The organism is Klebsiella sp. (assembly GCF_027492335.1).
Classification (GTDB): Bacteria; Pseudomonadota; Gammaproteobacteria; order Enterobacterales; family Enterobacteriaceae; genus Klebsiella; species Klebsiella huaxiensis.
In genome coordinates, this window is the sequence record NZ_JAPUEW010000019.1 from 1 (window position 1) to 22,521 (window position 22,521).

Annotated in this window: 22 protein-coding genes, 1 other RNA gene and 2 pseudogenes; 7 read left to right on the plus strand and 18 right to left on the minus strand. The window is 52.7% G+C overall.

Annotation, left to right across the window (positions count from 1 at the left end; translation table 11 throughout):
- The 3 genes and pseudogenes from QVF11_RS07810 to QVF11_RS07820 form a co-directional block, all read right to left on the minus strand.
- Window positions 1-70 (minus strand): annotated as a pseudogene (locus tag QVF11_RS07810) (phosphoheptose isomerase); the annotation flags it as partial.
- 22 nt (window positions 71-92) lie between these two features.
- Window positions 93-479 carry a YraN family protein gene (locus tag QVF11_RS07815; RefSeq protein ID WP_112213594.1) on the minus strand — a complete coding sequence of 129 codons (387 nt, stop codon included), beginning with the start codon at window positions 477-479 and terminating at the stop codon, window positions 93-95.
- On the minus strand, window positions 437-2,542 hold the full coding sequence (locus QVF11_RS07820) for a penicillin-binding protein activator (RefSeq protein WP_287856141.1): 2,106 nt from the start codon (window positions 2,540-2,542) through the stop codon (window positions 437-439). The genes QVF11_RS07815 and QVF11_RS07820 overlap by 43 nt, the downstream gene beginning before the upstream one ends.
- 63 nt (window positions 2,543-2,605) lie before the next feature.
- Between QVF11_RS07820 and rsmI the strand changes: the two genes are divergently transcribed.
- On the plus strand, window positions 2,606-3,466 hold the full coding sequence (gene rsmI / locus QVF11_RS07825) for a 16S rRNA (cytidine(1402)-2'-O)-methyltransferase (protein WP_142515457.1): 861 nt from the start codon (window positions 2,606-2,608) through the stop codon (window positions 3,464-3,466).
- 59 nt (window positions 3,467-3,525) lie between these two features.
- Here the strand turns inward: rsmI and QVF11_RS28620 are convergent, their stop codons facing one another.
- The 14 genes and pseudogenes from QVF11_RS28620 to kbaZ form a co-directional block, all read right to left on the minus strand.
- Entirely contained in the window at window positions 3,526-3,705 is a 180-nt protein-coding gene (locus QVF11_RS28620; protein WP_353738514.1) for a fimbrial protein, read from the minus strand.
- Window positions 3,706-3,721: 16 nt separating this feature from the next.
- Window positions 3,722-3,904, minus strand: a pseudogene (locus tag QVF11_RS07830) (fimbria/pilus outer membrane usher protein); the annotation flags it as partial.
- 39 nt (window positions 3,905-3,943) lie between these two features.
- Window positions 3,944-4,654, minus strand: a complete 711-nt coding sequence (locus QVF11_RS07835; protein ID WP_287856144.1) for a galactosamine-6-phosphate isomerase — start codon at window positions 4,652-4,654, stop codon at window positions 3,944-3,946.
- Window positions 4,655-4,705: 51 nt separating this feature from the next.
- Window positions 4,706-5,497 (minus strand): PTS galactosamine transporter subunit IID, encoded by a 792-nt coding sequence (agaD, locus tag QVF11_RS07840; RefSeq protein WP_287856146.1) that lies wholly within the window; start codon window positions 5,495-5,497, stop codon window positions 4,706-4,708.
- Window positions 5,487-6,290: a PTS galactosamine transporter subunit IIC gene (gene agaC, locus QVF11_RS07845; RefSeq protein ID WP_287856148.1), complete on the minus strand. Its 804-nt coding sequence runs from the start codon at window positions 6,288-6,290 to the stop codon at window positions 5,487-5,489. The genes agaD and agaC overlap by 11 nt, the downstream gene beginning before the upstream one ends.
- Before the next feature lie 53 nt (window positions 6,291-6,343).
- Window positions 6,344-6,820, minus strand: coding sequence for a PTS galactosamine transporter subunit IIB (gene agaB, locus QVF11_RS07850; protein ID WP_287856150.1), 477 nt, complete (start codon window positions 6,818-6,820; stop codon window positions 6,344-6,346).
- A gap of 200 nt (window positions 6,821-7,020) precedes the next feature.
- Window positions 7,021-7,890, minus strand: coding sequence for a tagatose-bisphosphate aldolase subunit KbaY (kbaY, locus tag QVF11_RS07855; protein WP_287856152.1), 870 nt, complete (start codon window positions 7,888-7,890; stop codon window positions 7,021-7,023).
- Window positions 7,891-7,902: 12 nt separating this feature from the next.
- Complete coding sequence (locus QVF11_RS07860) at window positions 7,903-9,057, minus strand: AgaS family sugar isomerase (protein ID WP_287856154.1); 1,155 nt, start codon at window positions 9,055-9,057, stop codon at window positions 7,903-7,905.
- Window positions 9,058-9,357: 300 nt separating this feature from the next.
- Window positions 9,358-10,491: an N-acetylglucosamine-6-phosphate deacetylase gene (gene nagA, locus QVF11_RS07865; protein ID WP_287856156.1), complete on the minus strand. Its 1,134-nt coding sequence runs from the start codon at window positions 10,489-10,491 to the stop codon at window positions 9,358-9,360.
- Window positions 10,488-10,922, minus strand: a complete 435-nt coding sequence (agaF, locus tag QVF11_RS07870; protein WP_287856158.1) for a PTS galactosamine/N-acetylgalactosamine transporter subunit IIA — start codon at window positions 10,920-10,922, stop codon at window positions 10,488-10,490. The genes nagA and agaF overlap by 4 nt, the downstream gene beginning before the upstream one ends.
- A 16-nt stretch (window positions 10,923-10,938) precedes the next feature.
- Window positions 10,939-11,817 (minus strand): PTS N-acetylgalactosamine transporter subunit IID, encoded by an 879-nt coding sequence (agaE, locus tag QVF11_RS07875; RefSeq protein ID WP_287856160.1) that lies wholly within the window; start codon window positions 11,815-11,817, stop codon window positions 10,939-10,941.
- Window positions 11,807-12,586, minus strand: coding sequence for a PTS N-acetylgalactosamine transporter subunit IIC (gene agaW / locus QVF11_RS07880; protein WP_110272914.1), 780 nt, complete (start codon window positions 12,584-12,586; stop codon window positions 11,807-11,809). Before agaW ends, agaE begins: the two co-directional genes overlap by 11 nt.
- A gap of 10 nt (window positions 12,587-12,596) precedes the next feature.
- A complete protein-coding gene (gene agaV / locus QVF11_RS07885; RefSeq protein ID WP_287856162.1) occupies window positions 12,597-13,070 on the minus strand; it encodes a PTS N-acetylgalactosamine transporter subunit IIB in 474 nt (157 codons plus the stop codon).
- Window positions 13,071-13,089: 19 nt separating this feature from the next.
- Window positions 13,090-14,385, minus strand: a complete 1,296-nt coding sequence (gene kbaZ / locus QVF11_RS07890; protein ID WP_287856164.1) for a tagatose-bisphosphate aldolase subunit KbaZ — start codon at window positions 14,383-14,385, stop codon at window positions 13,090-13,092.
- Between the two features lie 249 nt (window positions 14,386-14,634).
- Here kbaZ and QVF11_RS07895 point away from each other — a divergent pair, with 249 nt between their 5' ends.
- The gene (locus tag QVF11_RS07895; protein ID WP_287856166.1) at window positions 14,635-15,444 is read left to right on the plus strand and encodes a DeoR family transcriptional regulator; all 810 of its coding nucleotides are present in this window, start codon (window positions 14,635-14,637) and stop codon (window positions 15,442-15,444) included.
- Between the two features lie 51 nt (window positions 15,445-15,495).
- On the opposite strand, the gene garD is transcribed toward QVF11_RS07895, so the two are convergent.
- Window positions 15,496-17,067: a galactarate dehydratase gene (gene garD / locus QVF11_RS07900; protein ID WP_287856168.1), complete on the minus strand. Its 1,572-nt coding sequence runs from the start codon at window positions 17,065-17,067 to the stop codon at window positions 15,496-15,498.
- A gap of 518 nt (window positions 17,068-17,585) precedes the next feature.
- Between garD and garP the strand changes: the two genes are divergently transcribed.
- From garP to rnpB, 5 genes are all read left to right on the plus strand, one after another.
- Window positions 17,586-18,920: a galactarate/glucarate/glycerate transporter GarP gene (garP, locus tag QVF11_RS07905; RefSeq protein WP_287856170.1), complete on the plus strand. Its 1,335-nt coding sequence runs from the start codon at window positions 17,586-17,588 to the stop codon at window positions 18,918-18,920.
- A gap of 28 nt (window positions 18,921-18,948) precedes the next feature.
- Window positions 18,949-19,719, plus strand: a complete 771-nt coding sequence (gene garL, locus QVF11_RS07910; protein ID WP_112213613.1) for a 2-dehydro-3-deoxyglucarate aldolase — start codon at window positions 18,949-18,951, stop codon at window positions 19,717-19,719.
- Window positions 19,720-19,747: 28 nt separating this feature from the next.
- Window positions 19,748-20,638 (plus strand): 2-hydroxy-3-oxopropionate reductase, encoded by an 891-nt coding sequence (garR, locus tag QVF11_RS07915; RefSeq protein WP_112213614.1) that lies wholly within the window; start codon window positions 19,748-19,750, stop codon window positions 20,636-20,638.
- A gap of 65 nt (window positions 20,639-20,703) precedes the next feature.
- Window positions 20,704-21,849, plus strand: a complete 1,146-nt coding sequence (garK, locus tag QVF11_RS07920) for a glycerate 2-kinase (protein ID WP_287856173.1) — start codon at window positions 20,704-20,706, stop codon at window positions 21,847-21,849.
- A 32-nt stretch (window positions 21,850-21,881) separates the two neighbouring features.
- An RNA gene (rnpB, locus tag QVF11_RS07925) (RNase P RNA component class A) lies at window positions 21,882-22,260 on the plus strand.
- Window positions 22,261-22,521: the final 261 nt, after the last annotated feature.

A 22,521-nucleotide genomic window follows, 5' to 3' on the forward strand; every position in this document is an offset into this window, starting at 1 on the left:
GGAGTGCTTCCGCTGCTGCAATTTGGGTTTGAATGCTTTCGGTGAAGCAGGCTTTGATTCTGTCTAGCACGGGATCCCTTAATTCATATACGCTATTCGCCAAAAGCGTTTTTTAGCCATTGGATGTCGTTTCCGGTGAAGGCTACCACATCGAAACGGCAATCCACAGTCTCAAAACTCCCATTATGTCGGGAGAGCCACAGACGCGCGGCTTTGAGCAGTTTTTGTTGCTTTTGCGGCGTGACGCTGGCGGCGGCATCGCCGTAGTTTGCGCTGCGACGATAGCGCACTTCCACAAACACGGTGACGCTGCCGTCGCGCATGATGAGGTCAATCTCGCCGCCGCGTTCATGAACGTTAGCGGCGATAAAACGCAGACCCTGGCTCTCCAGCCAACGGCGAGCCTGGATTTCCCAGGCATCGCCGGTCTGCTTACTTAGTTGGCTGCGACGATTTGTCCACCCTGGTACTTGAGCCATGACAGTTTCCTGTTGATCACGCAATCCTGCGTGGCCGTGAGATCGCCGGTGTTGCCATTCAATTCAAAGCCGGAAACCTGGCGTATTTGCGAGAAATGGTTGGCCAGCGACCAGGCGTCGGCACCCATGGCATACAGGCGCGCCAGCGAGTAGTCGTTACGAACGGCAGCTAACGCTTGTTGTTGCAGCGCCGGGTTGCTGCCTGCCAGCATCGGGATCTCGCTATATTGTAAGCCTTCCATCTCCAGACGGAAATCAGGACCTGAAGTTCCCTGAGAGCTGCGGGAACTGGCATACAGCGTCACGCCGCTTTGGCTGCCGTTACGCAGGGCAATCATGGGTTTGATATAGCCAATCTGTTCCGGCGTTGCCAGGATATACGCGGCGTCGACGCTGCCGCCACTGCTGACAGGCACGTCGCTCGGGCTACCCAGGGCGCTATCCTGCGCTGATGGCAGGGTTGATACCGGAGAGCCGCTCAACGAGATACCGCTGTTGACGCTGCCGCGCAGTTCGGCGGTTGAACCTAAACGCTGTTGCAGTACCGTACCGCCGCCCAGCTTCAGCCACTCGTTGGCAAAGGCGCTAACCACCCGATCGCCTAATGCGCCGCGCGGTACCAGCAGCAGCGGAGTCTGCTTGCCCTGATCGTGAATATGATGCGCCGCATCGCGGGCTTCATCTTCCGGGGAGAGCGCGAAATAGCAGATATTAGCTCGGCTTTCGACTTTCTCCGGCTGGTTCAGCGCCAGCACGTTCAGTGAAGTATTGCTTTTAACAACATCTTCGACGTTCTCTTTTAGCAGCGGACCAACAACGATGGTTGCGCCGTCCTGCTGTACCTGGGCCAGCAGTTGACTCATCGGCTGGGTGGTGGTGTCGTAAATTTTCAGCTCGGCGGAAGGGTTCGCCGGAGTGGCGGTGACCGCTTGAGTCTGCGGAACCGTCGTCGCCGGTTGGCTGGTGGCTTCTGCGGTAGCGTCGGTGGTTTGAGGCGTCGGGGCCTGGACTGCCGTCGGTGCGGTAACCGGAGCGGTAGTTTGTACCTGGTCGGCTGCCGGGGCCTGTACCGGCGTTTGTGCGTTATTGGTGGTGGTGAGATCGGTCACTTCCGCCTGCGACGGACTTACCACGGCGCTATCGGTAACATTGGCTGCCTGAGCGACCTGCGCGGGTACTGCGCTTCCTGCGACGGCAGGTGCGCCGTTTTTCGCCGCTTCAAAGCCCTGCTGAATTGTGCGACCAAATATCGCCGCCTGGCCGTTAAGTGGCAGCAGTAGGGCGATTTTATTGGTTGATGCGGCCTGGTAATTTTGCATATTAACTAGCTGAGTCGGCAGCATTTTCGCGCCCGGGTTTTGCGGGTAGCGGGTCTGCCAGTCTTTAACGCCCGCTTTCAGCATTGTTGGATCGTTGCGATTGTCAAACCACATACGCTGCAGATCCAGCCAGCCTTGCAGCACGTTTTCGTCGGCGTTAATCACCAGCGCGTTGGCTTGCTCTCGGGTCATCGCGGTGAGCGCTTTCCAGGTCGCGTCGATATTCTTCTGCTTTTGCGCAGCCTGGCTTAGCAGCGGCTGCTGGGCAATCAAGGCTCGCAGAAGATTCAGCGATGGTTGCCCCTGGCTGGCGTCAATTTGCGCCTGCCAGTAGCGGGGCTGCTGATTCTGCTCAAGCGTTGCCGGGTCGAGCTTGCTCAGCAGAGACTGCGCGCCCTGGAAATCGTTCTGCGCCAGCTTCACTTCAACCGCCAGCAGCGACTGCTCACGGCTTTGCGCGCTGTTGAGGTTCGACGGCAGCTGATTGAACAGGTCGATAGCCTGTGGTTTCTTACCTTCCTGCAGCAGTGCACGAATGGCGAGTAATTGCCAGTTGGTCTTGCTATCATTCGCGCTTTGCTGCATTTGTTGCAGGTAGTAACTGGAGTCTGCTTGTGCCGTACCCTGCAAATACGCCGTGCTTTGATCCGGAGTATGGGTGCCACAGCCAGCAAAGATCAGAGCGGCCAGCAGTACGGGCAGACAACGCACGGGTTTAGAACGAAGAAATGTTGACGGTACCATATGTATCCAGTGATATTTTTTTGGCTCAATGCTCAATATTAAATCGGCAATACGGACGAAACAATGAAACAACACGAATCAGCAGATAATTCTCAGGGACAGCTCTATATTGTGCCCACTCCGATAGGGAATCTGTCTGATATCACGCAACGCGCGCTGGAAGTGTTGCAAGCCGTTGATTTAGTTGCAGCGGAAGACACCCGCCATACCGGTTTGCTGTTGCAACATTTTGCGATTAACGCCCGTTTATTTGCGCTTCACGACCATAATGAACAGCAAAAGGCGGAAACACTTCTGGCGAAATTAAAACAAGGGCAAAACATCGCGCTGGTTTCGGACGCCGGAACGCCGCTGATCAACGATCCTGGTTACCATTTGGTGCGCGTTTGCCGTGAAGCTAATATCCGCGTAGTACCTCTGCCCGGCCCCTGTGCGGCAATCGCGGCGCTGAGCGCGGCGGGGCTGCCATCGGATCGTTTTTGCTACGAAGGTTTCCTGCCGGCCAAATCCAAAGGGCGTCGCGATACGCTCAAGGCGCTGGAAGAAGAACCGCGCACGATTATCTTTTATGAGTCAACTCACCGCTTGCTGGAAAGCCTGGAAGATATCTGTACGGTGCTAGGGGAGTCCCGCTACGTGGTGCTGGCACGTGAGTTGACCAAAACCTGGGAATCAATCCACGGCGCGCCAATCGGCGAGCTGCTGGCATGGGTGAAAGAGGACGAGAACCGTCGCAAAGGCGAAATGGTGCTGATCGTTGAAGGTTTCAAAGCGCAGGAAGAGGCGCTGCCAGCGGTTGCGCTGCGTACGCTGGCCCTGCTGCAGGCCGAGCTGCCGCTGAAAAAAGCCGCCGCCCTGGCCGCAGAGATCCACGGCGTGAAGAAAAACGCGCTGTATAAGTATGCTCTGGAGCAGCAGGGGTAATATTAGCCGACTTGCCGCCTTTCCCTGGCGAGCGCCGGGAAAGGCGGGTTTAGCTACCTCTACCTTACCGTCGCGGTGAGCGTCGCCGTACCGTGGAACGGTCCTGGCTGGAGTACCCCGCCAACCAGGTTGTATGGCGTCGCCTTCATCCTGATAGTTCCTGCAGCTGATTCTTCTAAAGAGATAATTCCGTTATTAAAAGGGATATTGCCCCCACCTGTGTTCGTCTGAATACCAATGTCTGCGACATTATCTGATTCCCTCCGTCAGCGCCTGGTAATCCTCAGATCCCGTTACGCCGCCATATAGCGTAAAGGTGTTGCTCAGGCCGTAAATCGCCGTTGTTTCAATAAACTCCGGCTCTTTGCTGTCTTCAGAGCTTGCCGCCCGAAAGCGCCCGGCGGTGACGCTATATTTGAGATGTCCTGGCCGCTGCATCTATTGGTAATTATGCTCTGGTCTGTATTGACATGTTGTTTATTGAATAGAATTATCCAACAGGCAGTTTACCTTGCTATGTAGCCACAGGAACGAGGCGGGGATGGACGTTGAGACCGTTTGCGTAAGGTACTTTCTGGTGGCCTCCTTTTTTCCTTCTCCTGCAATGAGTAACAGGATTTCTTTGGCATTCAGGATATCCTTCAGGCCCAGTGTGATCCCTTGTTCAACGGAATGTCCGGCTGTTTTTAACATGTCATGCTGGCGCGTTTGCTCATCAAGGTTGCTGATATGACAAAACGGTTCCAGATCTTCTCCTGGTTCATTCAGCCCGAGGTGGCCGTTTTTCCCCAATCCCAGGACACATAAATCAATGCCGCCCTTGCTGGTGATCAGGTCAGTGACGCGCTCGCACTCCTTATTATCGATATTTTCCGATCTAAAGCCTATAAGTTGCTCTTCCTGTAAGCCCAGCGGTTGGACAATGTGCTGCTGCAAGAAGGACTCGCACGTGCCCGGCGTTTGCAATGGAATACCCACCCACTCATCGAGCTTCACAAATGTCACCTGACTGATATCCATCTGACGCTGGCGTATTTTGTCGACAAAATAGCGGTAGGTGAGTAACGGCGTACTTCCTGTAGCCAGGCAGATTACAGCATCAGGTTTGTTCTGTATGAAGGCTACCAGATGCTCGCTGGCGCGATCGCTTAACGTGTTGTAGTTGTGGCATGGGTGTACATTTTGCATTTGTAGCTAATTCCTTTAAAAGGGGCATTGCTGTCATGCCCCTTGGTCCGTTTAAAGAATACCGAGCGCGGATGAGACAATTGAAAGGATAAACGTCACGCCGATTAGCAGAACCGGATGCGCTTTTTTCACGCGCAGGAGGTAATACATCAGCAGCGTGTAGCCCATAGGTAAGATATTCGGGAAGACTTTATCGAAGAAGTCTTGTTGGAGCGCAACTCTGTGCGTACTGTCGATGGCAAATGAGGTCACGACGTTAATGTGCACATAGGACGCGATAAGCCCACCAATAACGGTAATACCGAGGATCGTCGCCGATCGGGCAATCATCTGCGAGTTTTCCCTCACCTTATCAATAGCTTTGACACCGACCGAGTAGCCGATATGGGTCCAGCCGACGCGCAGGAAAAAAATCATCAAGTAGACGGCGAAAAACAGAATGGGTCCCAGTACATTCCCCTGACTGGCGAAAGATGAGCAGATCCCCGCCATGATCGGCAGTAAGGTGAACCAGAATATTGCATCACCGATCCCTGCGATTGGCCCAAACAAAGCCACTTTTAAGCCCTTAATCGTGTCCCGGTTTTCTCCTTTTTCTTCCATTGAGATCAACAACCCCATCAGGAATCCGACAAGGTTTGGGTGGGTGTTGATAAATTCCAGGTGATCTTTCATGGCCGCACTCAGGCCAGCTTTGTCATCCTTATAGATTTTTTTCAGAACCGGGAGCATGGCCCATGTGAATCCGCCTGCCTGCATCCTTTCATAGTTAAAACTGGCCTGAAGGAGCGATGAGCGAAAACCCAGGCGAGTAATGTCCTTTTTACTGATTTCAGATCCCATTGCTGTAATCCTCTTCATCATTCTTGCTTACGGCAGGTTGTGATTGCGCCTGCTGTTTAGCTTTCGCATTGAAAAATTCATACACGGCGAAACCTGCACCGAGTACGGCTACCGGGAGAAGGTTGTTGACCTGGATATAACAAACAAACAGGAAACCGGCGATCAGATAAGGAATGTATTGCGCTTTAAACATGACGCGCAGCAATAAGCCGAAACCGACTGCTGGGAGAATACCACCCGCCACTTCGAATCCGTGGGTTAACCAGGCTGGCATTGATTTAACCAGCGCCTGCATCGCACCTTGCGCCAGATAGGTACAGAGAAAGGCGATAATTGCGTAGGAGAAAGCGACAATGAGTATCGTCAACCAGTTCAGGCGTGCAAAGGCGCTTGTGTTTGCCTCTTTTGCCGATTTATCGGCTTTCGCCATAAAGAGTGAGAAGGCAGAGTAAAAGAACAGAATGACGTATTGCATCAGCAGGCTGAACGGCAAACCGAGACCGATGGCGGTTTTGGCATCTACGCCGGTAGACCAGGCAATAACCGTGGTCATTAACCCCGCCATAATCGGGTTCGGGGGCTGTACGCCGCCTGCGGGGGTTAGGCCAGCAAACGCCAGTTCAGTCAGACCACCGGTAATCAAACCGATGTGAATGTCGCCGAGAATTGCACCGGTTAACGTACAAACGATAATTGGTCGGAATAAAAACAGTGCTTCCAGCCAAAAATCGATTCCCAGAATGAAGACTAATGCAGCCAGGGATATTCCCTGAATAAGGGTTATTTCATGCATTTAAATCACCTCAAATAAATAAGTCCATTTATCATGAAGGAATGAGCTTGTTTTTATGCAGGGATCTGTTCTTTTTGATCTCCGGGAACATCCTGGATAAAAATATTAACGCCACTTTGCTTGATAAATTGCAAGTCATTGAGATCCTGTTCGTTGACATAAACTTTACTGCTAATCTGCTTTTTGCCTTCCGAGAAATGCATATTTCCAACGTTGACGTCTTTTAACGCAATGCCGCCTTTTATGAGTTTTCTGACTGTTTGCGGTGTGCGACAGATGAGAAATATTTTCTGATGTGGCGCAGCTTTACCGATGACGTTAATGGTTTTTTCTATAGAAAAGAACCTGATACCAAATCCGTAGGTCTCAGCAGTGATTCCCATCAGCTTCTGCTGAATATCATCTTTGGCGACGTCATCATCAACAACCACCAGCAGATTAGCGCCAATAGTTGATGTCCAGGTAACGCCAACCTGGCCATGGACTAATCGGTTATCGATACGGGTTAATAAAATATTTGGGCCACTCATATTTAAAACCTCACCATAAATAAATTAAATGAATATTTTACAATGTATTATTTATACGAAACAGGTTACTATGGTATTACTTAGCGAAACCTACCAAATAAAATACTACTTGTGTAATTTATTAACCATACTAAGCGTTACCTGATGTTTTCCCAGTAACGCTTTGAAATAAAAACACTAAGAAATAACTTTTGCAATCATTATTGTTCAACGGAAAATATTCTGTTTGCTGAACCGCAAACATTTATTTTACTTCGAACCACCTCTTTCATCGCGTCCATCCCAACGCGCATGTAGTAACGCGGGTCGTTACCTTGTGGGTTTTCGGCGAACCACGCTTTGACCGCATCAGCAAAAGCGATTTTCAGTTCGGTGGCGACATTGACCTTACACACGCCCAGCTCAATGGTGCGACGTACATATTCGTCAGGTACATCGCTTGCGCCGTGCAGTACCAGCGGTACATCAACAACTTCGCGAATTTCCGCCAGACGCTGAAAATCGATTTTAGGCGTTTTGGTATAGAGTCCGTGCGCGGTACCGATAGCAACGGCAAGGCTGTCGACGCCGGTCAATTCGACAAAGCGTTTGGCTTCCTGAACATCGGTCAGAAATGCGCTTTCCGCATCCACGCTCATGTCATCTTCTACCCCGCCCAGGCGCCCCAGTTCGGCCTCGACGCTGCAATCCTTAGCATGGCAAAAATCGACAACTGACTTCACCAACTTCACGTTCTCATCAAACGGGAAGTGGCTGCCGTCAATCATTGCACTACGCACACCAGCATTCACTTTACGGCTAATATCTTCCAAAGATTCATGGTGATCGAGATGTAGTGCCAACGGCATGTCGTAGGTGGTGGAGTAGGCGTTACACAGCGCGTAGATCTCTTCCAGCGCAATATGCTTAAAGGTGCCCGGCGTACCGGCGAGGATCACCGGCGATTGCATTTCACTGCACACTTCCAGGATTGCCTGGATCGTTTCGGCGTTATGGATGTTAAAAGCAGGGACCGCATAACCTTTAGCTTGAGCGTCCTGCAACAGATACTTGGTAGAAATAATGCTCATGATGCGATCCTCTTAAGCCTGCCATGGATGAATAACGACGCCTTGCACCACGCGATTAACGGTACCGCTGACGGACGGGCTATCCGGCGTATTGCCGACATTGATGGACTGCGTGAGGGCAAAAACCTGAGCGTACATCAGGAAGCAAAAAGTCAGTTCCATGTCGATGAACGGACGAGCAGAAGGCAGCAGGATATGCGGGCCAGCTTCGATAACTGCGTCTGTTTCTGCGGCAATGGCGACGACGCGCATGGCCTGCTTGTCACGACGTAATTCAGCCAGCAGGTCGAGGTCGTACTGACGGGTGTAAGGATGGCTGGAGACATACACGACGATCAGCGTTTCGTTATTCACCAGTGATTTTGGACCGTGGCGGAAGCCGGTAGGGGAATCATAAAACGCTGCCAGCTTACCTGCCGTCAGTTCCAGTACTTTCAACGCAGATTCACGCGCTGTGCCCTGCAATCCGCCGCTACCGAGGTAAACAATCCGCTTCCAGGGTTCATTGCCAAATACGCCGTGACTGAAATCGCCAAATGAAGTCAGGATCGTCTGGCAGCGATTGGCGACATCGCGGAAGGTTTGGCTATTGATCGCTTCCGGCACAAATACAGCGAGACAGCTGGCCATCATGGTGGTGATGCTGCTGGTCATCGCAAAACCGCGATCGTGCGTCTCTGCGGGCATCAGCAGGGCAAAGGCATTACTGCTCTTCACCGCATTTTGATACAGGCTGCCCGCTTCGTTGCAGGTGATTGAGAGATGGTAGCACTCGGGCACAAACTGATTCGCCAGCTCAACGGCGGCAACGCTCTCCGGGCTGTTGCCGGAACGGGCGAAAGAGACCAGCAGTAACGGATGCGCTGGATTCAGATAATCCATAGGGTTGGTGACAAGATCGGTGGTAGGGACGGCGCTGATATTTGTCCCGGTGTGGCTGGAGAGCCACGGCGCGATAATATCGCCGATAAACGCCGAGGTTCCGGCCCCGGTCAGTACGATCCGCAGATCTTTTTTGCGCAACAGCGGTGTGAGAAAGTCGTCAATTGCCGGACGAATACTATCGATGTTGTTAAGCGAGCGGATCCAGCAGGCTGGTTGCTGGCGGATCTCTTCTTCTGTCCAGGTTCCGGTTGTCGCGTGAGCAGGGGTATAGGTTTCTGGCATAACTCAGTCCTTAGTCTTGTGAATTCCACATCAGACGCTGGCAAAATGTCGCTATCTTTCGTTTCGTTTCACTTAGTCGTGTGTTCGGTTGATTAAAATTTATATGAAAGAAATCGAAAGTTCAATGATGCGAAATGAAATAAAACGAAATTTGTGATCGCATTAGCGCAGACCCTTATTATCTTATTGATCTTCAATGAATAGATTTAATGCAGGCAGGAGCAGGGTTTTATGAAGCGAAAGGAAAAGAAAGGCCTTGCGATCGGAGACCGCAGGCCAATATAAGGCAAAATGAAAGGGTTAAAGGGGGAAAGACTGACCCTGAATCCAGATTTGTTGTAAATGCAGGCGCTCATTGAGAGCGATAATGTTGGCGCGTTTACCCGCTTTTAGCGATCCCACCTGGTGGTCGATGCCTAACAGACGAGCTGGATGCAACGAAGCCATATGAATGGCCTCTACTGCGGCGATCCCTGTAAACGAGACCATATTGCGAACCGCCGCATCCACTGACAGCGTACTTCCCGCCAGGCCGCCGGAAGCGGTTCGAACGATACCATCATGCATTTCTACGTTTTCGCCGCACAGCGTATAGTGCCCGTCGGGCATACCGGCGGCCTGCATCGCATCGGTGATCAGCACCAGCCGATCTTTTGCGCAGCAGCAGCACAGCTTCATGGCTGCCGGATGAACGTGGTGCCCGTCAGCGATAAGCTCAAGCCATGCTCGTGGGTCAGTTAACCCTGCGCCGACCATACCTGGTTCCCGGTGATGCAAACCGGTCATGCCGTTATAGCAGTGCACTAATCCGTCCGCGCCTGCGTCAAAGGCGGCGTGAGTTTGCTCCCAGGTCGCCGCGCTATGGCCCAACATTACCCGCACATTTTGCTGCTTCAGATGGCGAATTGCCTGCAAAGCGCCGGTTTTTTCTGGCGCCAGCGCGACCACGCGTAAGGTGTGCCGGGAAATAGCAATCAGCTCGTCCAGTTCACTAAATTCCAGCTCGCGGAACAGCTCTGGAGGATGTGCGCCCTTGTTCTGTGGCGTGAAGTACGGCCCTTCCAGATAGCTTCCCAACACCTGTGCACCAGGTCCGCCGGAATGGCAGCGTTGTGCTATGCGTTCCAGCGCGCCGTGAATCTGTTTCAGTGGCGCGGTAACGGTGGTGGGTAGCCAGCTGGCTACCCCTTCACGTGCTTTATGCATCGCCAGTTTGTCGAGCGTATCCGGTGCGTCATCCATGACATCGACGCCCGCGCCACCGTGCACGTGGATGTCGATATATGCCGGACAAAGTAGTTCTGCGTCACGCTGCGCGATACCCGTGGGAATTGGCTCTAACGCAGTGATGACGCCCTCTTCAATGTGTAACTGATGATCGTCAAGCCAGCCAGATTCTGTAAGAAGACGTCTGGCGCGAAGAATTTTCGTCATATCCCTTCCTCAACGGGCTTTTCCTCGCGGCACTGTTCCAGTTCATCAACCAGGCTGGTTAAACCACGGTGCCCGCACTCCAGCGCCTGTAAACGAAAAGTTTTGCTGTCTAACCCTTCACGGTCCATTACCATTTCCAGCAGCAACTGCAAATTCGTGCCGGTGATGACTTCCCACCCGGTGTGTTGCAACGCCATCGTTGAGGCGACGCGAAACGGCGTACCACCCAGAAGGTCGGTCAGAAAAACGATATTTTCCTGATGGCCTAGTTCGTCAATAGCCTGCTCGAACTGCGAGGTGAGCAACGCGGTGGTCGAGGTCTCCGGAAAATCGATGGCAATGAACCGCGACTGCTCGCCAAGGATTTGCTTCATGGCTTTTTCCATTCCACTGGCAAATCCGCCGTGACCCGTCAAAATAATACCTATCATCTACAGCCCCTTGTATTTACAGGAAGTGACAGAACTTACCTACGACACCGAGTACTACGGTGATGCCGATAAGGCGTAGCGGACTCCAGCCGCGACGCACCAGCCAGTACATGGTCAGGGTATAGACCAGTGGCAAAAATGCGGGCATCAGCTTATCGATAACATCCGCCTGAAGTTTCACCACCGCATCGCCTGCGGTAATTTCCAGCGTGGTGCTAAGGCGTACATAAGTGGCAACCAGCGCGCCAATCACCGTCATACCGACGATAGATGCCGCATGCCCAACCTTTTTGGTATTGGCTTTGATCAGCGGAATGGCCGCGACTCCCATGCGGTAAGCATAATGCGCCAGACCAAAACGCAGGCCGAGATGCACGACGTTGAAGAACACGATGAAAACCACCGCGCCAAGAATCGAACCTTGTAACGCCAGACTTGCCCCAATACCGCCGCAAATGGGTAATAATGTCAGCCAGAACATCGCATCGCCAATCCCGCCAAGCGGTGCGCCGACGGCAATTTTGGTGCTCTGAATGCTGTTTACATCTTGCTTAGAGCGCTCCATCGCAAGAATAATACCGATAACAAAGGTCACCAGAAACGGATGGGTGTTGAAGAAGCCCATATGCCCCTTCATGGCGCGCGCCAGGTCACGTTTGTTGGTGTGGATTTTTTTCAATGCGGGCAGTAAACCGTACAGCCAGCCGGAAGCCTGCATACGTTCGTAGTTAAAGGAAGCCTGTAGCAGCATTGAACGCCAGGCCACGCGGTTGATATCTTTTTTCGTCAGCTCTGCACCGATTTTTTGGTCTTCATAGACGTTCTCATTGGTGCCGGAAAGGAGCGTCTCTTCGGTATCGGAGACGTTCGGTAGTGTCGTTTGATTAGATGCCATCTTCGAATTCCTCTTTCTGTGCTTCTGGAGCAGTAGGCTCGGGGGATTTACGTAGAAAATCGATCAGTGCCATGGCCAGCGCAGCGGCGGCGATCGCCAGCACCGGGAGTTTAAGCCAGGCGGCGGCAACAAAACCGAGGATGAAATAGGGGATGTACACGTTTTTCATCATGATTTTCAGCAGTACTGCGAACCCAATGGCAGGCATAATGCCGCCAGCGACGCCCAGGCCGTCGATCAAACGCGTTGGCAGAACGTCAATTGCCGTTTTTGCATGTTCTGCGCCAAAGTAAATAGGCAAGAAGGCGCATAAGAAGTAGAACGTCCCAAGCGCCAGCAGCGCCAGATAGTTCACCCGCTCAATCCCTGCGGTATCGGCGTTTGAGGCCATACGATCGCAACGCGCCATAACCCCCGACATGATAGAGAACAGGAAAGTAATCCCCATTTGCACCGCAACAGCAAACGGCACGGCGACGCCGACGGCAACTTCAGGCTTCACGCCAGTGGTAATGGCGAAGGTTGTCCCGACGATGGTACCGATAATCACGTTCGGCGGCTGAGCGCCAGCCAGCGGTGCCAGGCCCATCCACACCAGTTCCAAAGTACCGCCGGTCAAAATACCGGTATGCAGATCGCCCAGAATCAGGCCAACCAGCGGCCCAAGCACCACCGGGCGGTGCATATGCGTTAAGCCGTTGAACATATCCAGGCCTGCAATAAAGGCGAGAATACCCAACGCAAAAGCCTGCAACAGACTGATTTCCATTATGAATCCCTCAAATTAGTTTAAAGAGATCCAAAGCGGGTTCTGTCGGAACGCCCTGAACGAAGCATTCCACGCCGGCAGCTTTCAGGCCGTTGAACGCAACAATATCATGAGCGTCGACAGAAACCGTTTTGGCAACTTGTTGTTTGCCATTGGCGTAGTGCATATTTCCCACGTTGATACGCGTGACGGGAACGCCACCTTCAATCAGCTTGAGAAAATCTGCGGGTGAGCGGCAGACCAGCAAAATTTTCTGCCGGTCGGCGGCGCGGTGAATGTTGTCGATGACTTTTTGCAGCGACCAGAAGCGTACGGCAATTCCTTCCGCCAGCACCATTTCCATCAGGTTCTGCTGGACGGAATCTTCAGCCACTTCATCGTTGGCGACCAGCACCAGATTAGCTCCCGCAAATCCGACCCATTGCACGCCAACCTGACCGTGGATTAACCGTTCGTCGATACGACATAACACAATATTTGGCATAGCGTTTTCCTCTTCGTTGTTATCCGTTTTGGGATATAACGCCCAGGCAGGCGGTGTGGTACTGCTGCAGTATGTCCTGAATGTGGTTGATGATGAGTTCTCGCGGCGTTGCGTTGAGATCTCCCTCGCGCACTTTTACGTACTGCAAAGGCAAATACTGGCTGATCAGCGGCAGTGGGATAGGCTCGTCCGCCAAGTTACGTACCAGACGTTCGAAGGCATCATCAATCTGGCTGTCCGGCCAATAGTAACGAACCCGATCTGAGTAGCTATAGCCACGGGCCAGGCGACGCGCGTTGCCGTCACCATGGTAATGGCTCTGCCAGTATTCCGGTCGATCGAGCATCACCGTTTCGAGTACATAACGCAGTCCGGAACAGGCTTTAGCAGGGAGTAACTCTTCTTCGATTGCTGCGAGGGAAAATAGCGCTTCACGCAGGGCGAAGGTCAGGGCCGGGCCAACTTTCAGGATCGCAAAGTGGTCTTTAACCAACTGGTGCAAAGAGTGCGGGGTTTGATAATCCGTCGAGTGCGCTTCAAATATCAGCGTGTCGTACGCTTCTACCATCTTGCTTAACGCGACAGCTTTCTGTGGTTGATAATCGATGATGTGCGTGTGGTCAAACTCCACGCCGGGCTGGACAACAAGAGCAATGATGCGCGGCCAGATAGCGTCCAGACCCTGTTTTTCAAATGCATGGTGATGAGCTTCCAGCGTGGCGCGTGCCGCTTCTGGTGTGGTGACCTCCAGCTCGGTTAACGTTTCATGAGCGCCGCCGGGAACCGGAACTTCAGTACCAATAACGTAGACAAGATCCGATTCGCCAAAGTGTTCAATGCAGGTTAACTCGGCAACCTTCGCCAGACGTGCGGCACGTTCAGCAACGATGGCGTCCGTCAACGGAACGGGGTCGCCCTGGCAGGACATGCTGCAATCAAGGTGGATCTTTTTAAATCCGGCTGCCACATAACTTTTAATGAGGTCGTCGGCATTACCCATCGCCTGTTTTGCTGGCAGATTTTGCCAGCGGTTGGGGCCAAGGTGATCCCCACCCAGAATCAGCTGATCTTGGGAAAAATGAAGCGAGTCGGCGAGCTGGTGGACAAAGTCACGGAAATCTGCTGGCGTCATACCCGTGTAACCGCCGAACTGATCAACCTGATTGGAGGTCGCTTCTATCAGCAATGGTGTGCCGTTGGCGTGGGCGTAGCGTATTGCGGATTCCAGTACCAGTGGATGAGCGGAACAAACGGCATAAATCCCGTTGGCCTTCCCCCGTTTATGCTGTTCCACTATTTTGGTCAGATGTTTCACTTTCCTCTCCAGTTCAGATAATTACGGCATTAATCTTTCGTTTTGTTTCAGTTAATACTGCATCATGGTCTTGTGAAAATAAAACGAAAGATAATAGTTTTCCGATCTGTTTCACAAAAGAAACGTAATGAAAGGTTTCAGCGATGCTATAGCGTGCGGATAACGCGCCCATGGGCTTGCATTCCGTTAAAAGAAAGGCGTTAATAGGCAAAACGAAATGAAACGAAAGAATTGACCAAAGGATTTCATATGAGCAATACCGACTCTTCTGCGGGCAAACGCATAACGGGCACCAGCGAAAGGCGTGAGCAGATCATCCAGCGGTTGCGACAGCAGGGAAGCGTGCAGGTGAACGATCTTTCCGGATTGTTTGGCGTGTCGACGGTAACTATTCGCAACGATCTGGCATTCCTGGAAAAGCAGGGCATTGCCGTTCGTGCGTATGGTGGGGCGCTGATTTGCGACAGTCATACGCCAGGCTCGGAACCTTCTGTTGAAGATAAAAGCGCCCTCAATACGGCGGTAAAACGTAGTATTGCCAGGATGGCCGCTGAACTGATAAAGCCAGGACATCGGGTGATTCTGGACTCCGGTACCACCACTTACGAAATTGCCCGCCTGATGCGCCAGCATACCGATGTGATTGCGATGACCAACGGCATGAATGTCGCCAATGCATTACTGGAGGCGGAAGGCGTTGAACTGTTGATGACCGGGGGGCACCTGCGTCGCCAGTCGCAATCTTTTTATGGCGACCAGGCGGAGCAATCTTTGCAGAACTACCACTTCGATATGCTGTTTCTCGGCGTTGATGCCATTGATTTAGAGCGTGGTGTCAGTACGCATAATGAAGATGAGGCGAGGCTTAACCGTCGGATGTGTGAAGTGGCAGAGCGGATTATTGTGGTCACTGATTCCACAAAATTCAATTGTTCCAGCCTGCATAAAATCATTGATACGCAGCGTATCGATATGATTATCGTTGATGAAGGCATTCCTGCTGACAGCCTGGAAGGGTTACGGAAGAATGGAATAGATGTGATTTTAGTCGGTGCCTGAAGTTTTTACAAAAGCCCTCTCCCGCAGGGGAGAGGGCTAAATATCTTAGTATCACGTCACCGGCGCTGGGTTAAACACCGCTAGCTGATTATGTAAGCCCCACTGATCCGAGAAGGTTTTCTTGCGGCCGCTGGCGACATCAAGAATAAATTCAAACAGCTTCAGACCCACGTCTTCGATAGTCTCTTCACCGGTGGCGATGGTTCCCGCGTTGATATCCATTAAGTCAAACCAACGATTCGCCAGCTCGGTACGCGTCGCCATCTTAATGACCGGCACCGCGACCAGGCCATACGGCGTACCGCGACCGGTGGTGAATACCTGCACCGTGATCCCAGAGGCCACCTGCTGGGTACCGCAGACAAAATCACTGGCTGGCGTTGCGGCGTAAATCAGGCCGCGTTTGGTTGGACGCTGTCCCGGAGAAAGCACTTCGGCAATCGCGCTCTTACCGGATTTCGCGATAGAACCGAGCGCCTTTTCCACCACGTTTGCCAGGCCGCCTTTCTTGTTGCCTGGGGAAGGGTTGGCGCTGCGGTCGGTTTTGCCCATATCGAGATAGTTATCGTACCAGGCCATCTCTTCCAGCAGACGTTTACCCACTTCTTCGTTGATGGCGCGTGGCGTCAGCAGATGGATGGCATCGCGCACTTCGGTCACTTCGGAGAACATCACGGTTGCGCCGCAGCGCACCAGCAGGTCGGACGCATAGCCCACCGCCGGGTTGGCGGTCACGCCAGAAAACGCATCGCTGCCGCCGCACTGCATACCGACCACCAGCTCGGAGGCCGGGCAGGTTTCACGTTGGCGCTGGTTCAGTTTCTCCAGATGCCGCTCGGCAACTTGCAGAATATCGTCGACCATCGATTTAAAACCGACGTGCTTTTCGTCTTGCAGGCTAACGATACTGGCGCTATCCACCGGGATGCTTTTCACATCATCGGTACCTTCCAGCAGACGCTCTGGCTGAAGTTTTTCGCAGCCGAGGCCAATTACCATCACTTCGCCGCCGAAATTCGGGTTAAGCGCAAGGTTGTGAATGGTACGGATAGGCACGACCGCCGCCGGGGCGTTAATCGCCACGCCGCAGCCATAAAGGTGGTTCAGGCCGACTACGCCATCAACGTTGGGATATTTCGGCAGCAGATCGCGTTCGATAATTTTAACCACGTAATCTACAACGCCCGCCACGCAGTGCACGCTGGTGCTAATGCCGAGCAGGTTTTTGCTCCCCACGCTACCGTCCGCGTTGCGATACCCTTCGAAGGTGTAGCCTTCCAGCGGCGGCAGTGGCTCGGGAACTTTGGTCGCCAGTGGCAGGGTGTTGAGCGGTGGCGCTTCCGGCAGCTCGACCAGCGATTCATCAATCCAGCTACCCTGCGCGATATCACGTACCGCGTAGCCAATCACTTCGCCATAGCGGATGATTTCACCGTGTGCGGGAATATTGACCAACGCGACCTTATGGCCTTGCGGGATATGTTCAACGAGCGTGAGTCCATCAGGGAAACGCGTTCCGGCCGTTAAACCTCGATCGTTAACAATAATCGCCACATTATCCGTTTCGTGTACTTTTATATAAAACGCCGTCGGCGATTCTTGTCTAATTTCAATGTCAGCCATTGTCCAGTATTCTCCAGCAAGGTGCGAATAATAAAATAAAACGGTTATATCCGTCATATTTCAAGCTGCATGTGCGTTGGCTTTCCTCGCTCACCCCAGTCACTTACTTTAGTAAGCTCCTGGGGATTCCCTTCGTTGCCGCCTTCATGCAACTCGAAATATTTAGGGTATATTCAATTTCTGATGCTCAGATTTGTGGAATTAAGAATGTCAGGTGTTTAGATTTAAAAATGTGATCTAAATCACTCATTTTTGCGAGAGGGAGTCAGGTATAGAAGGAAATCACAGGAACTGTGCATCAGCGCCCACTGATTATTGCATTTGCACAATTATAATGGTTTTTGTTATCTCTTTGTGGGGTTTATGCACAGTGATCAAATACCGTGAGCTGATTATACTGAGTCATGCTTGCAATGCGTCGGATAAGTAAATCGACAGTATCTAAGATCGATTTATAAATAACTAAAATCACACCAGTAATAAATGATGGAAGGTGTGTCGTACCTGAGGAATATAAAATGAGTGTGGATGCAGCAATAGAGCAGAAAAAGGGTATGCCAACCCGATATTTAATTCTGTTGATAATATTTATTGTTACTGCCGTTAACTATGCAGACCGTGCGACGCTATCTATTGCCGGTACCGAAGTGGCGAAAGAGTTGCAGCTGAGTGCAATCTCAATGGGTTATATTTTCTCCGCTTTCGGTTGGGCCTATTTGCTGATGCAAATTCCAGGCGGCTGGCTGCTGGACAAATTTGGCTCGAAGAAAGTCTACACCTACAGCCTGTTCTTCTGGTCGCTGTTTACCTTCCTGCAAGGCTTTGTGGATGTATTTCCGCTGGCCTGGGCGGGTATCTCAATGTTTATCATGCGTTTTATGCTGGGCTTCTCGGAAGCACCTTCTTTCCCGGCAAACGCCCGTATCGTTGCGGCCTGGTTCCCGACCAAAGAACGCGGTACCGCATCCGCTATCTTTAACTCCGCACAATATTTTTCTCTGGCGCTGTTCTCTCCGTTGCTGGGCTGGCTGACTTTTGCCTGGGGCTGGGAACATGTGTTTACCGTCATGGGTGTGATTGGTTTTGTCCTGACCGGTCTGTGGGTTAAGTTCGTTCACAACCCAACCGACCATCCGCGGATGACCAAAGAAGAGCTGAAGTTTATCTCTGAGAACGGCGCAGTTGTCGATATGGATCATAAAAAGCCGGGTAGTGCAGCGGCCAGCGGTCCTAAACTTCACTATATCAAGCAGCTGTTGACCAACCGCATGATGCTGGGCGTGTTCTTCGGCCAATATTTTATCAACACCATCACCTGGTTCTTCCTCACCTGGTTCCCGATTTATCTGGTGCAGGAAAAGGGGATGTCGATTCTGAAAGTGGGTCTGGTGGCATCTATTCCAGCGCTGTGCGGCTTTGCCGGCGGGGTGCTGGGTGGAGTGTTCTCCGACTATCTGATTAAACGTGGTTTTTCTATCACCGTGGCGCGTAAGCTGCCGATTGTCCTCGGAATGCTGCTGGCCTCGACCATCATTCTGTGCAACTACACCGATAATACCGTGTTGGTGGTGAGCCTGATGGCACTGGCCTTCTTTGGCAAAGGATTTGGCGCACTGGGCTGGCCGGTGATTTCCGATACCGCTCCGAAAGAGATTGTTGGCCTGTGCGGCGGTGTATTTAACGTATTTGGTAACGTCGCTTCCATCGTAACTCCGCTGGTTATTGGTTACCTGGTGAGCGAGCTGCATTCATTCAACGCAGCGCTGGTCTTCGTAGGATGTTCGGCTCTGATGGCGATGGTTTGCTATCTGTTTGTTGTCGGCGACATCAAACGTATGGAACTGCAGAAATAATTAACGGTTAAGTGACAAGGTATAAGCGATGAATAACGATATCTTCCCGAACAAATTTAAGGCGGCCCTGGCGGCGCATCAAGTTCAGATCGGCTGCTGGTCCGCGCTCGCAAGCCCTATCAGCACTGAAGTTTTAGGTTTGGCTGGCTTTGACTGGCTGGTGCTGGACGGCGAACATGCGCCGAACGATATCTCAACCTTTATCCCACAGCTGATGGCGCTGAAAGGCAGCACTAGTGCGCCAGTTGTGCGCGTACCGACCAATGAGCCGGTGGTTATTAAGCGCCTGTTGGACATTGGTTTCTATAACTTCCTGATTCCGTTTGTAGAGACGGAAGAAGAAGCAGTCAATGCCGTTGCTTCTACGCGTTATCCGCCAGAAGGCATTCGCGGCGTCTCCGTATCACACCGCGCCAATATGTTTGGCACCGTGCCTGATTACTTCGCGCAGTCGAACAAAAACATCACCATCCTGGTGCAGATCGAAAGTCAGCAAGGCGTGGATAACGTCGATGCGATCGCCGCGACCCCGGGCGTCGACGGTATTTTTGTCGGCCCAAGCGATTTGGCCGCCGCGTTAGGCCATCTGGGCAATGCTTCCCACCCGGAAGTACAAAAAGCTATCCAGCACATCTTTGCCGTCGCGAAAAAGCACGGTAAGCCAAGCGGCATTCTGGCGCCGGTTGAAGCGGATGCGCGTCGTTATCTGGAATGGGGCGCAACCTTTGTCGCTGTCGGCAGCGACCTGGGCGTATTCCGTTCGGGCACGCAGAAATTAGCTGATTCCTTTAAGAAATAACCACCACCGAAACTAGAGAGATAAAGACATGACAATGAAAGTTGGTTTTATTGGCCTTGGTATCATGGGTAAACCAATGAGTAAAAACCTCCTCAAGGCAGGTTACTCGTTGGTGGTTGCTGACCGTAACCCGGATGCTATTGCAGAAGTGATTGCCGCAGGCGCGGAAACCGCCACGTCGGCGAAAGCCATTGCTGAACAGTGTGACGTGATCATCACCATGCTGCCGAACTCTCCGCATGTGAAAGAGGTGGCGTTGGGCGAAGGCGGCATCATTGAAGGCGCGAAGCCGGGTACCGTTCTGATCGATATGAGCTCCATCGCGCCTCTGGCAAGCCGCGAAATCAGCGAAGCGCTGAAAGCGAAAGGCGTGGATATGCTGGATGCGCCGGTCAGCGGCGGCGAACCGAAGGCCATCGACGGCACCCTGTCGGTGATGGTTGGCGGCGATAAAGCGATTTTCGACAAATATTACGACCTGCTGAAAGCGATGGCCGGTTCCGTAGTACATACCGGTGATATCGGCGCAGGTAACGTAACCAAACTGGCTAACCAGGTCATTGTGGCACTGAACATTGCCGCGATGTCTGAAGCGCTGACTCTGGCGACCAAAGCGGGCGTGAACCCGGATCTGGTGTATCAGGCAATCCGCGGTGGACTGGCCGGTAGCACCGTGCTGGATGCCAAAGCGCCAATGGTGATGGACCGTAACTTCAAGCCGGGCTTCCGTATCGATCTGCATATCAAAGATCTGGCGAACGCGCTGGATACCTCTCACGGCGTTGGAGCACAACTGCCGCTGACCGCTGCGGTTATGGAGATGATGCAGGCGCTGCGTGCCGACGGTCTGGGTACCGCCGACCATAGCGCTATCGCATGCTACTACGAAAAACTGGCGAAAGTGGAAGTCACTCGCTAACAAGAAGGGCGCGGATGCGCGCCCTGTAATTCTTGCCTTGCGCGGCACTGTCAGGCTACATAACTATGAAAATCGTAATCGCCCCAGACTCTTATAAAGAAAGCCTCTCGGCCACTGAGGTGGCACAGGCTATAGAAAAAGGTTTTCGGGAAATTTTCCCCGATGCGCTCTACGTGAAGGTTCCTCTCGCCGATGGCGGAGAAGGTACCGTTGAGGCGATGATTGCCGCGACGCAGGGAACCGAGATGAGTGCTTGTGTGACGGGGCCGCTGGGTGTTCCGGTTGATGCCTGCTGGGGACTTTCCGGCGATGGCAAAACCGCGTTTATCGAAATGGCGGCGGCCAGTGGACTAGGACTGGTACCTCCCGCCCAGCGCAATCCGTTATTAACCACGTCGCGCGGTACCGGCGAGCTGATTTTGCAGGCGCTGGAAAGCGGGGCGAAAAATATCATTATTGGTATCGGCGGCAGCGCTACCAATGATGGCGGCGCGGGGATGGTACAGGCGCTGGGCGCACGTCTTTGCGATGCGAATGGCGTGGAGATCGGCAACGGTGGCGGTAGCCTGTGTAACCTGAATTCGATTGATATCTCTGGTCTTGATGCGCGATTGCGCGATTGTGTTATCCGCGTGGCCTGCGACGTGACCAACCCGCTGATCGGCGATACTGGCGCTTCACGGATTTTTGGCCCGCAAAAAGGGGCCACCGAAGCCATGATCCGCACGCTGGATAACAATCTTGATCATTACGCCGATATTATTCTGGCCGACCTGCATGTTGATGTTAAGCAGGTTGCTGGCGCGGGAGCCGCAGGCGGCATGGGCGCAGCGTTGATGGCGTTTCTCAATGCTGAATTGCGCAGCGGAATCGAAATTGTGACCCAGGCGCTGAATCTGGAAGAGCATATCCTCGATTGCTCGCTGGTGGTAACCGGTGAAGGTCGGCTGGATAGTCAAAGCATTAACGGTAAAGTGCCGGTGGGCGTGGCCAGTGTGGCGAAAAAGTATCATAAGCCGGTGATCGGTATTGCCGGTAGCCTGACCCGCGACGTGGGCGTGGTTCATCAGTATGGTATTGATGCGGTGTTTAGCGTACTGACCAGCGTGACCACTCTGGAAGAGGCGTTTCGCGGCGCAGCAGACAATATTTATCATGCGTCGCGGAATATTGCGGCGACATTGCAGGTCGGGATGGTGACGGAAGGATGACAACCGGCGGCAAACCCTCTATACTTCGCGCCGAAGCTGACCAGACAGTCGCCGCTTCGTCGTCGTCCTCTTCGGGGGAGACGGGCGGAGGGGAGGAAAGTCCGGGCTCCATAGGGCAGGGTGCCAGGTAACGCCTGGGAGGCGCAAGCCTACGACCAGTGCAACAGAGAGCAAACCGCCGATGGCCCACGCAAGTGGGATCAGGTAAGGGTGAAAGGGTGCGGTAAGAGCGCACCGCGCGGCTGGTAACAGTTCGTGGCACGGTAAACTCCACCCGGAGCAAGGCCAAATAGGGGTTCACAAGGTACGGCCCGTACTGAACCCGGGTAGGCTGCTTGAGCCAGTGAGCGATTGCTGGCCTAGATGAATGACTGTCCACGACAGAACCCGGCTTAACGGTCAGCTTCCTCATTCAACAAAACCCCGTCAGAAATGGCGGGGTTTTTGCTTTCTGGTACAGGTGATTAAAAGGGAAGATGAATGACAGTCCACGACGCTATACCGAAAAGAAAGCGGCTTAACGGTCAGCTTCCTCATTCAACAAAACCCCGTCAGAAATGGCGGGGTTTTTGCTTTCTGGTACAGGTGATTAAAAGGGAAGATGAATGACTGTCCATGACGCTATACCGAAAAGAAAGCGGCTTAACGGTCAGCTTCAACTTTTCAGAAAAC

Excerpts from the sequence above, each read along its gene's own strand:
- QVF11_RS07815 (WP_112213594.1), bottom strand. The coding sequence starts at position 479 with ATGGCTCAAGTACCAGGGTGGACAAATCGTCGCAGCCAACTAAGTAAG.
- QVF11_RS07820 (WP_287856141.1), bottom strand. The coding sequence starts at position 2,542 with ATGGTACCGTCAACATTTCTTCGTTCTAAACCCGTGCGTTGTCTGCCC.
- rsmI (WP_142515457.1), top strand. The coding sequence starts at position 2,606 with ATGAAACAACACGAATCAGCAGATAATTCTCAGGGACAGCTCTATATT.
- QVF11_RS07835 (WP_287856144.1), bottom strand. The coding sequence starts at position 4,654 with ATGCAAAATGTACACCCATGCCACAACTACAACACGTTAAGCGATCGC.
- agaD (WP_287856146.1), bottom strand. The coding sequence starts at position 5,497 with ATGGGATCTGAAATCAGTAAAAAGGACATTACTCGCCTGGGTTTTCGC.
- agaC (WP_287856148.1), bottom strand. The coding sequence starts at position 6,290 with ATGCATGAAATAACCCTTATTCAGGGAATATCCCTGGCTGCATTAGTC.
- agaB (WP_287856150.1), bottom strand. The coding sequence starts at position 6,820 with ATGAGTGGCCCAAATATTTTATTAACCCGTATCGATAACCGATTAGTC.
- kbaY (WP_287856152.1), bottom strand. The coding sequence starts at position 7,890 with ATGAGCATTATTTCTACCAAGTATCTGTTGCAGGACGCTCAAGCTAAA.
- QVF11_RS07860 (WP_287856154.1), bottom strand. The coding sequence starts at position 9,057 with ATGCCAGAAACCTATACCCCTGCTCACGCGACAACCGGAACCTGGACA.
- nagA (WP_287856156.1), bottom strand. The coding sequence starts at position 10,491 with ATGACGAAAATTCTTCGCGCCAGACGTCTTCTTACAGAATCTGGCTGG.
- agaF (WP_287856158.1), bottom strand. The coding sequence starts at position 10,922 with ATGATAGGTATTATTTTGACGGGTCACGGCGGATTTGCCAGTGGAATG.
- agaE (WP_287856160.1), bottom strand. The coding sequence starts at position 11,817 with ATGGCATCTAATCAAACGACACTACCGAACGTCTCCGATACCGAAGAG.
- agaW (WP_110272914.1), bottom strand. The coding sequence starts at position 12,586 with ATGGAAATCAGTCTGTTGCAGGCTTTTGCGTTGGGTATTCTCGCCTTT.
- agaV (WP_287856162.1), bottom strand. The coding sequence starts at position 13,070 with ATGCCAAATATTGTGTTATGTCGTATCGACGAACGGTTAATCCACGGT.
- QVF11_RS07895 (WP_287856166.1), top strand. The coding sequence starts at position 14,635 with ATGAGCAATACCGACTCTTCTGCGGGCAAACGCATAACGGGCACCAGC.
- garD (WP_287856168.1), bottom strand. The coding sequence starts at position 17,067 with ATGGCTGACATTGAAATTAGACAAGAATCGCCGACGGCGTTTTATATA.
- garP (WP_287856170.1), top strand. The coding sequence starts at position 17,586 with ATGAGTGTGGATGCAGCAATAGAGCAGAAAAAGGGTATGCCAACCCGA.
- garL (WP_112213613.1), top strand. The coding sequence starts at position 18,949 with ATGAATAACGATATCTTCCCGAACAAATTTAAGGCGGCCCTGGCGGCG.
- garR (WP_112213614.1), top strand. The coding sequence starts at position 19,748 with ATGACAATGAAAGTTGGTTTTATTGGCCTTGGTATCATGGGTAAACCA.
- garK (WP_287856173.1), top strand. The coding sequence starts at position 20,704 with ATGAAAATCGTAATCGCCCCAGACTCTTATAAAGAAAGCCTCTCGGCC.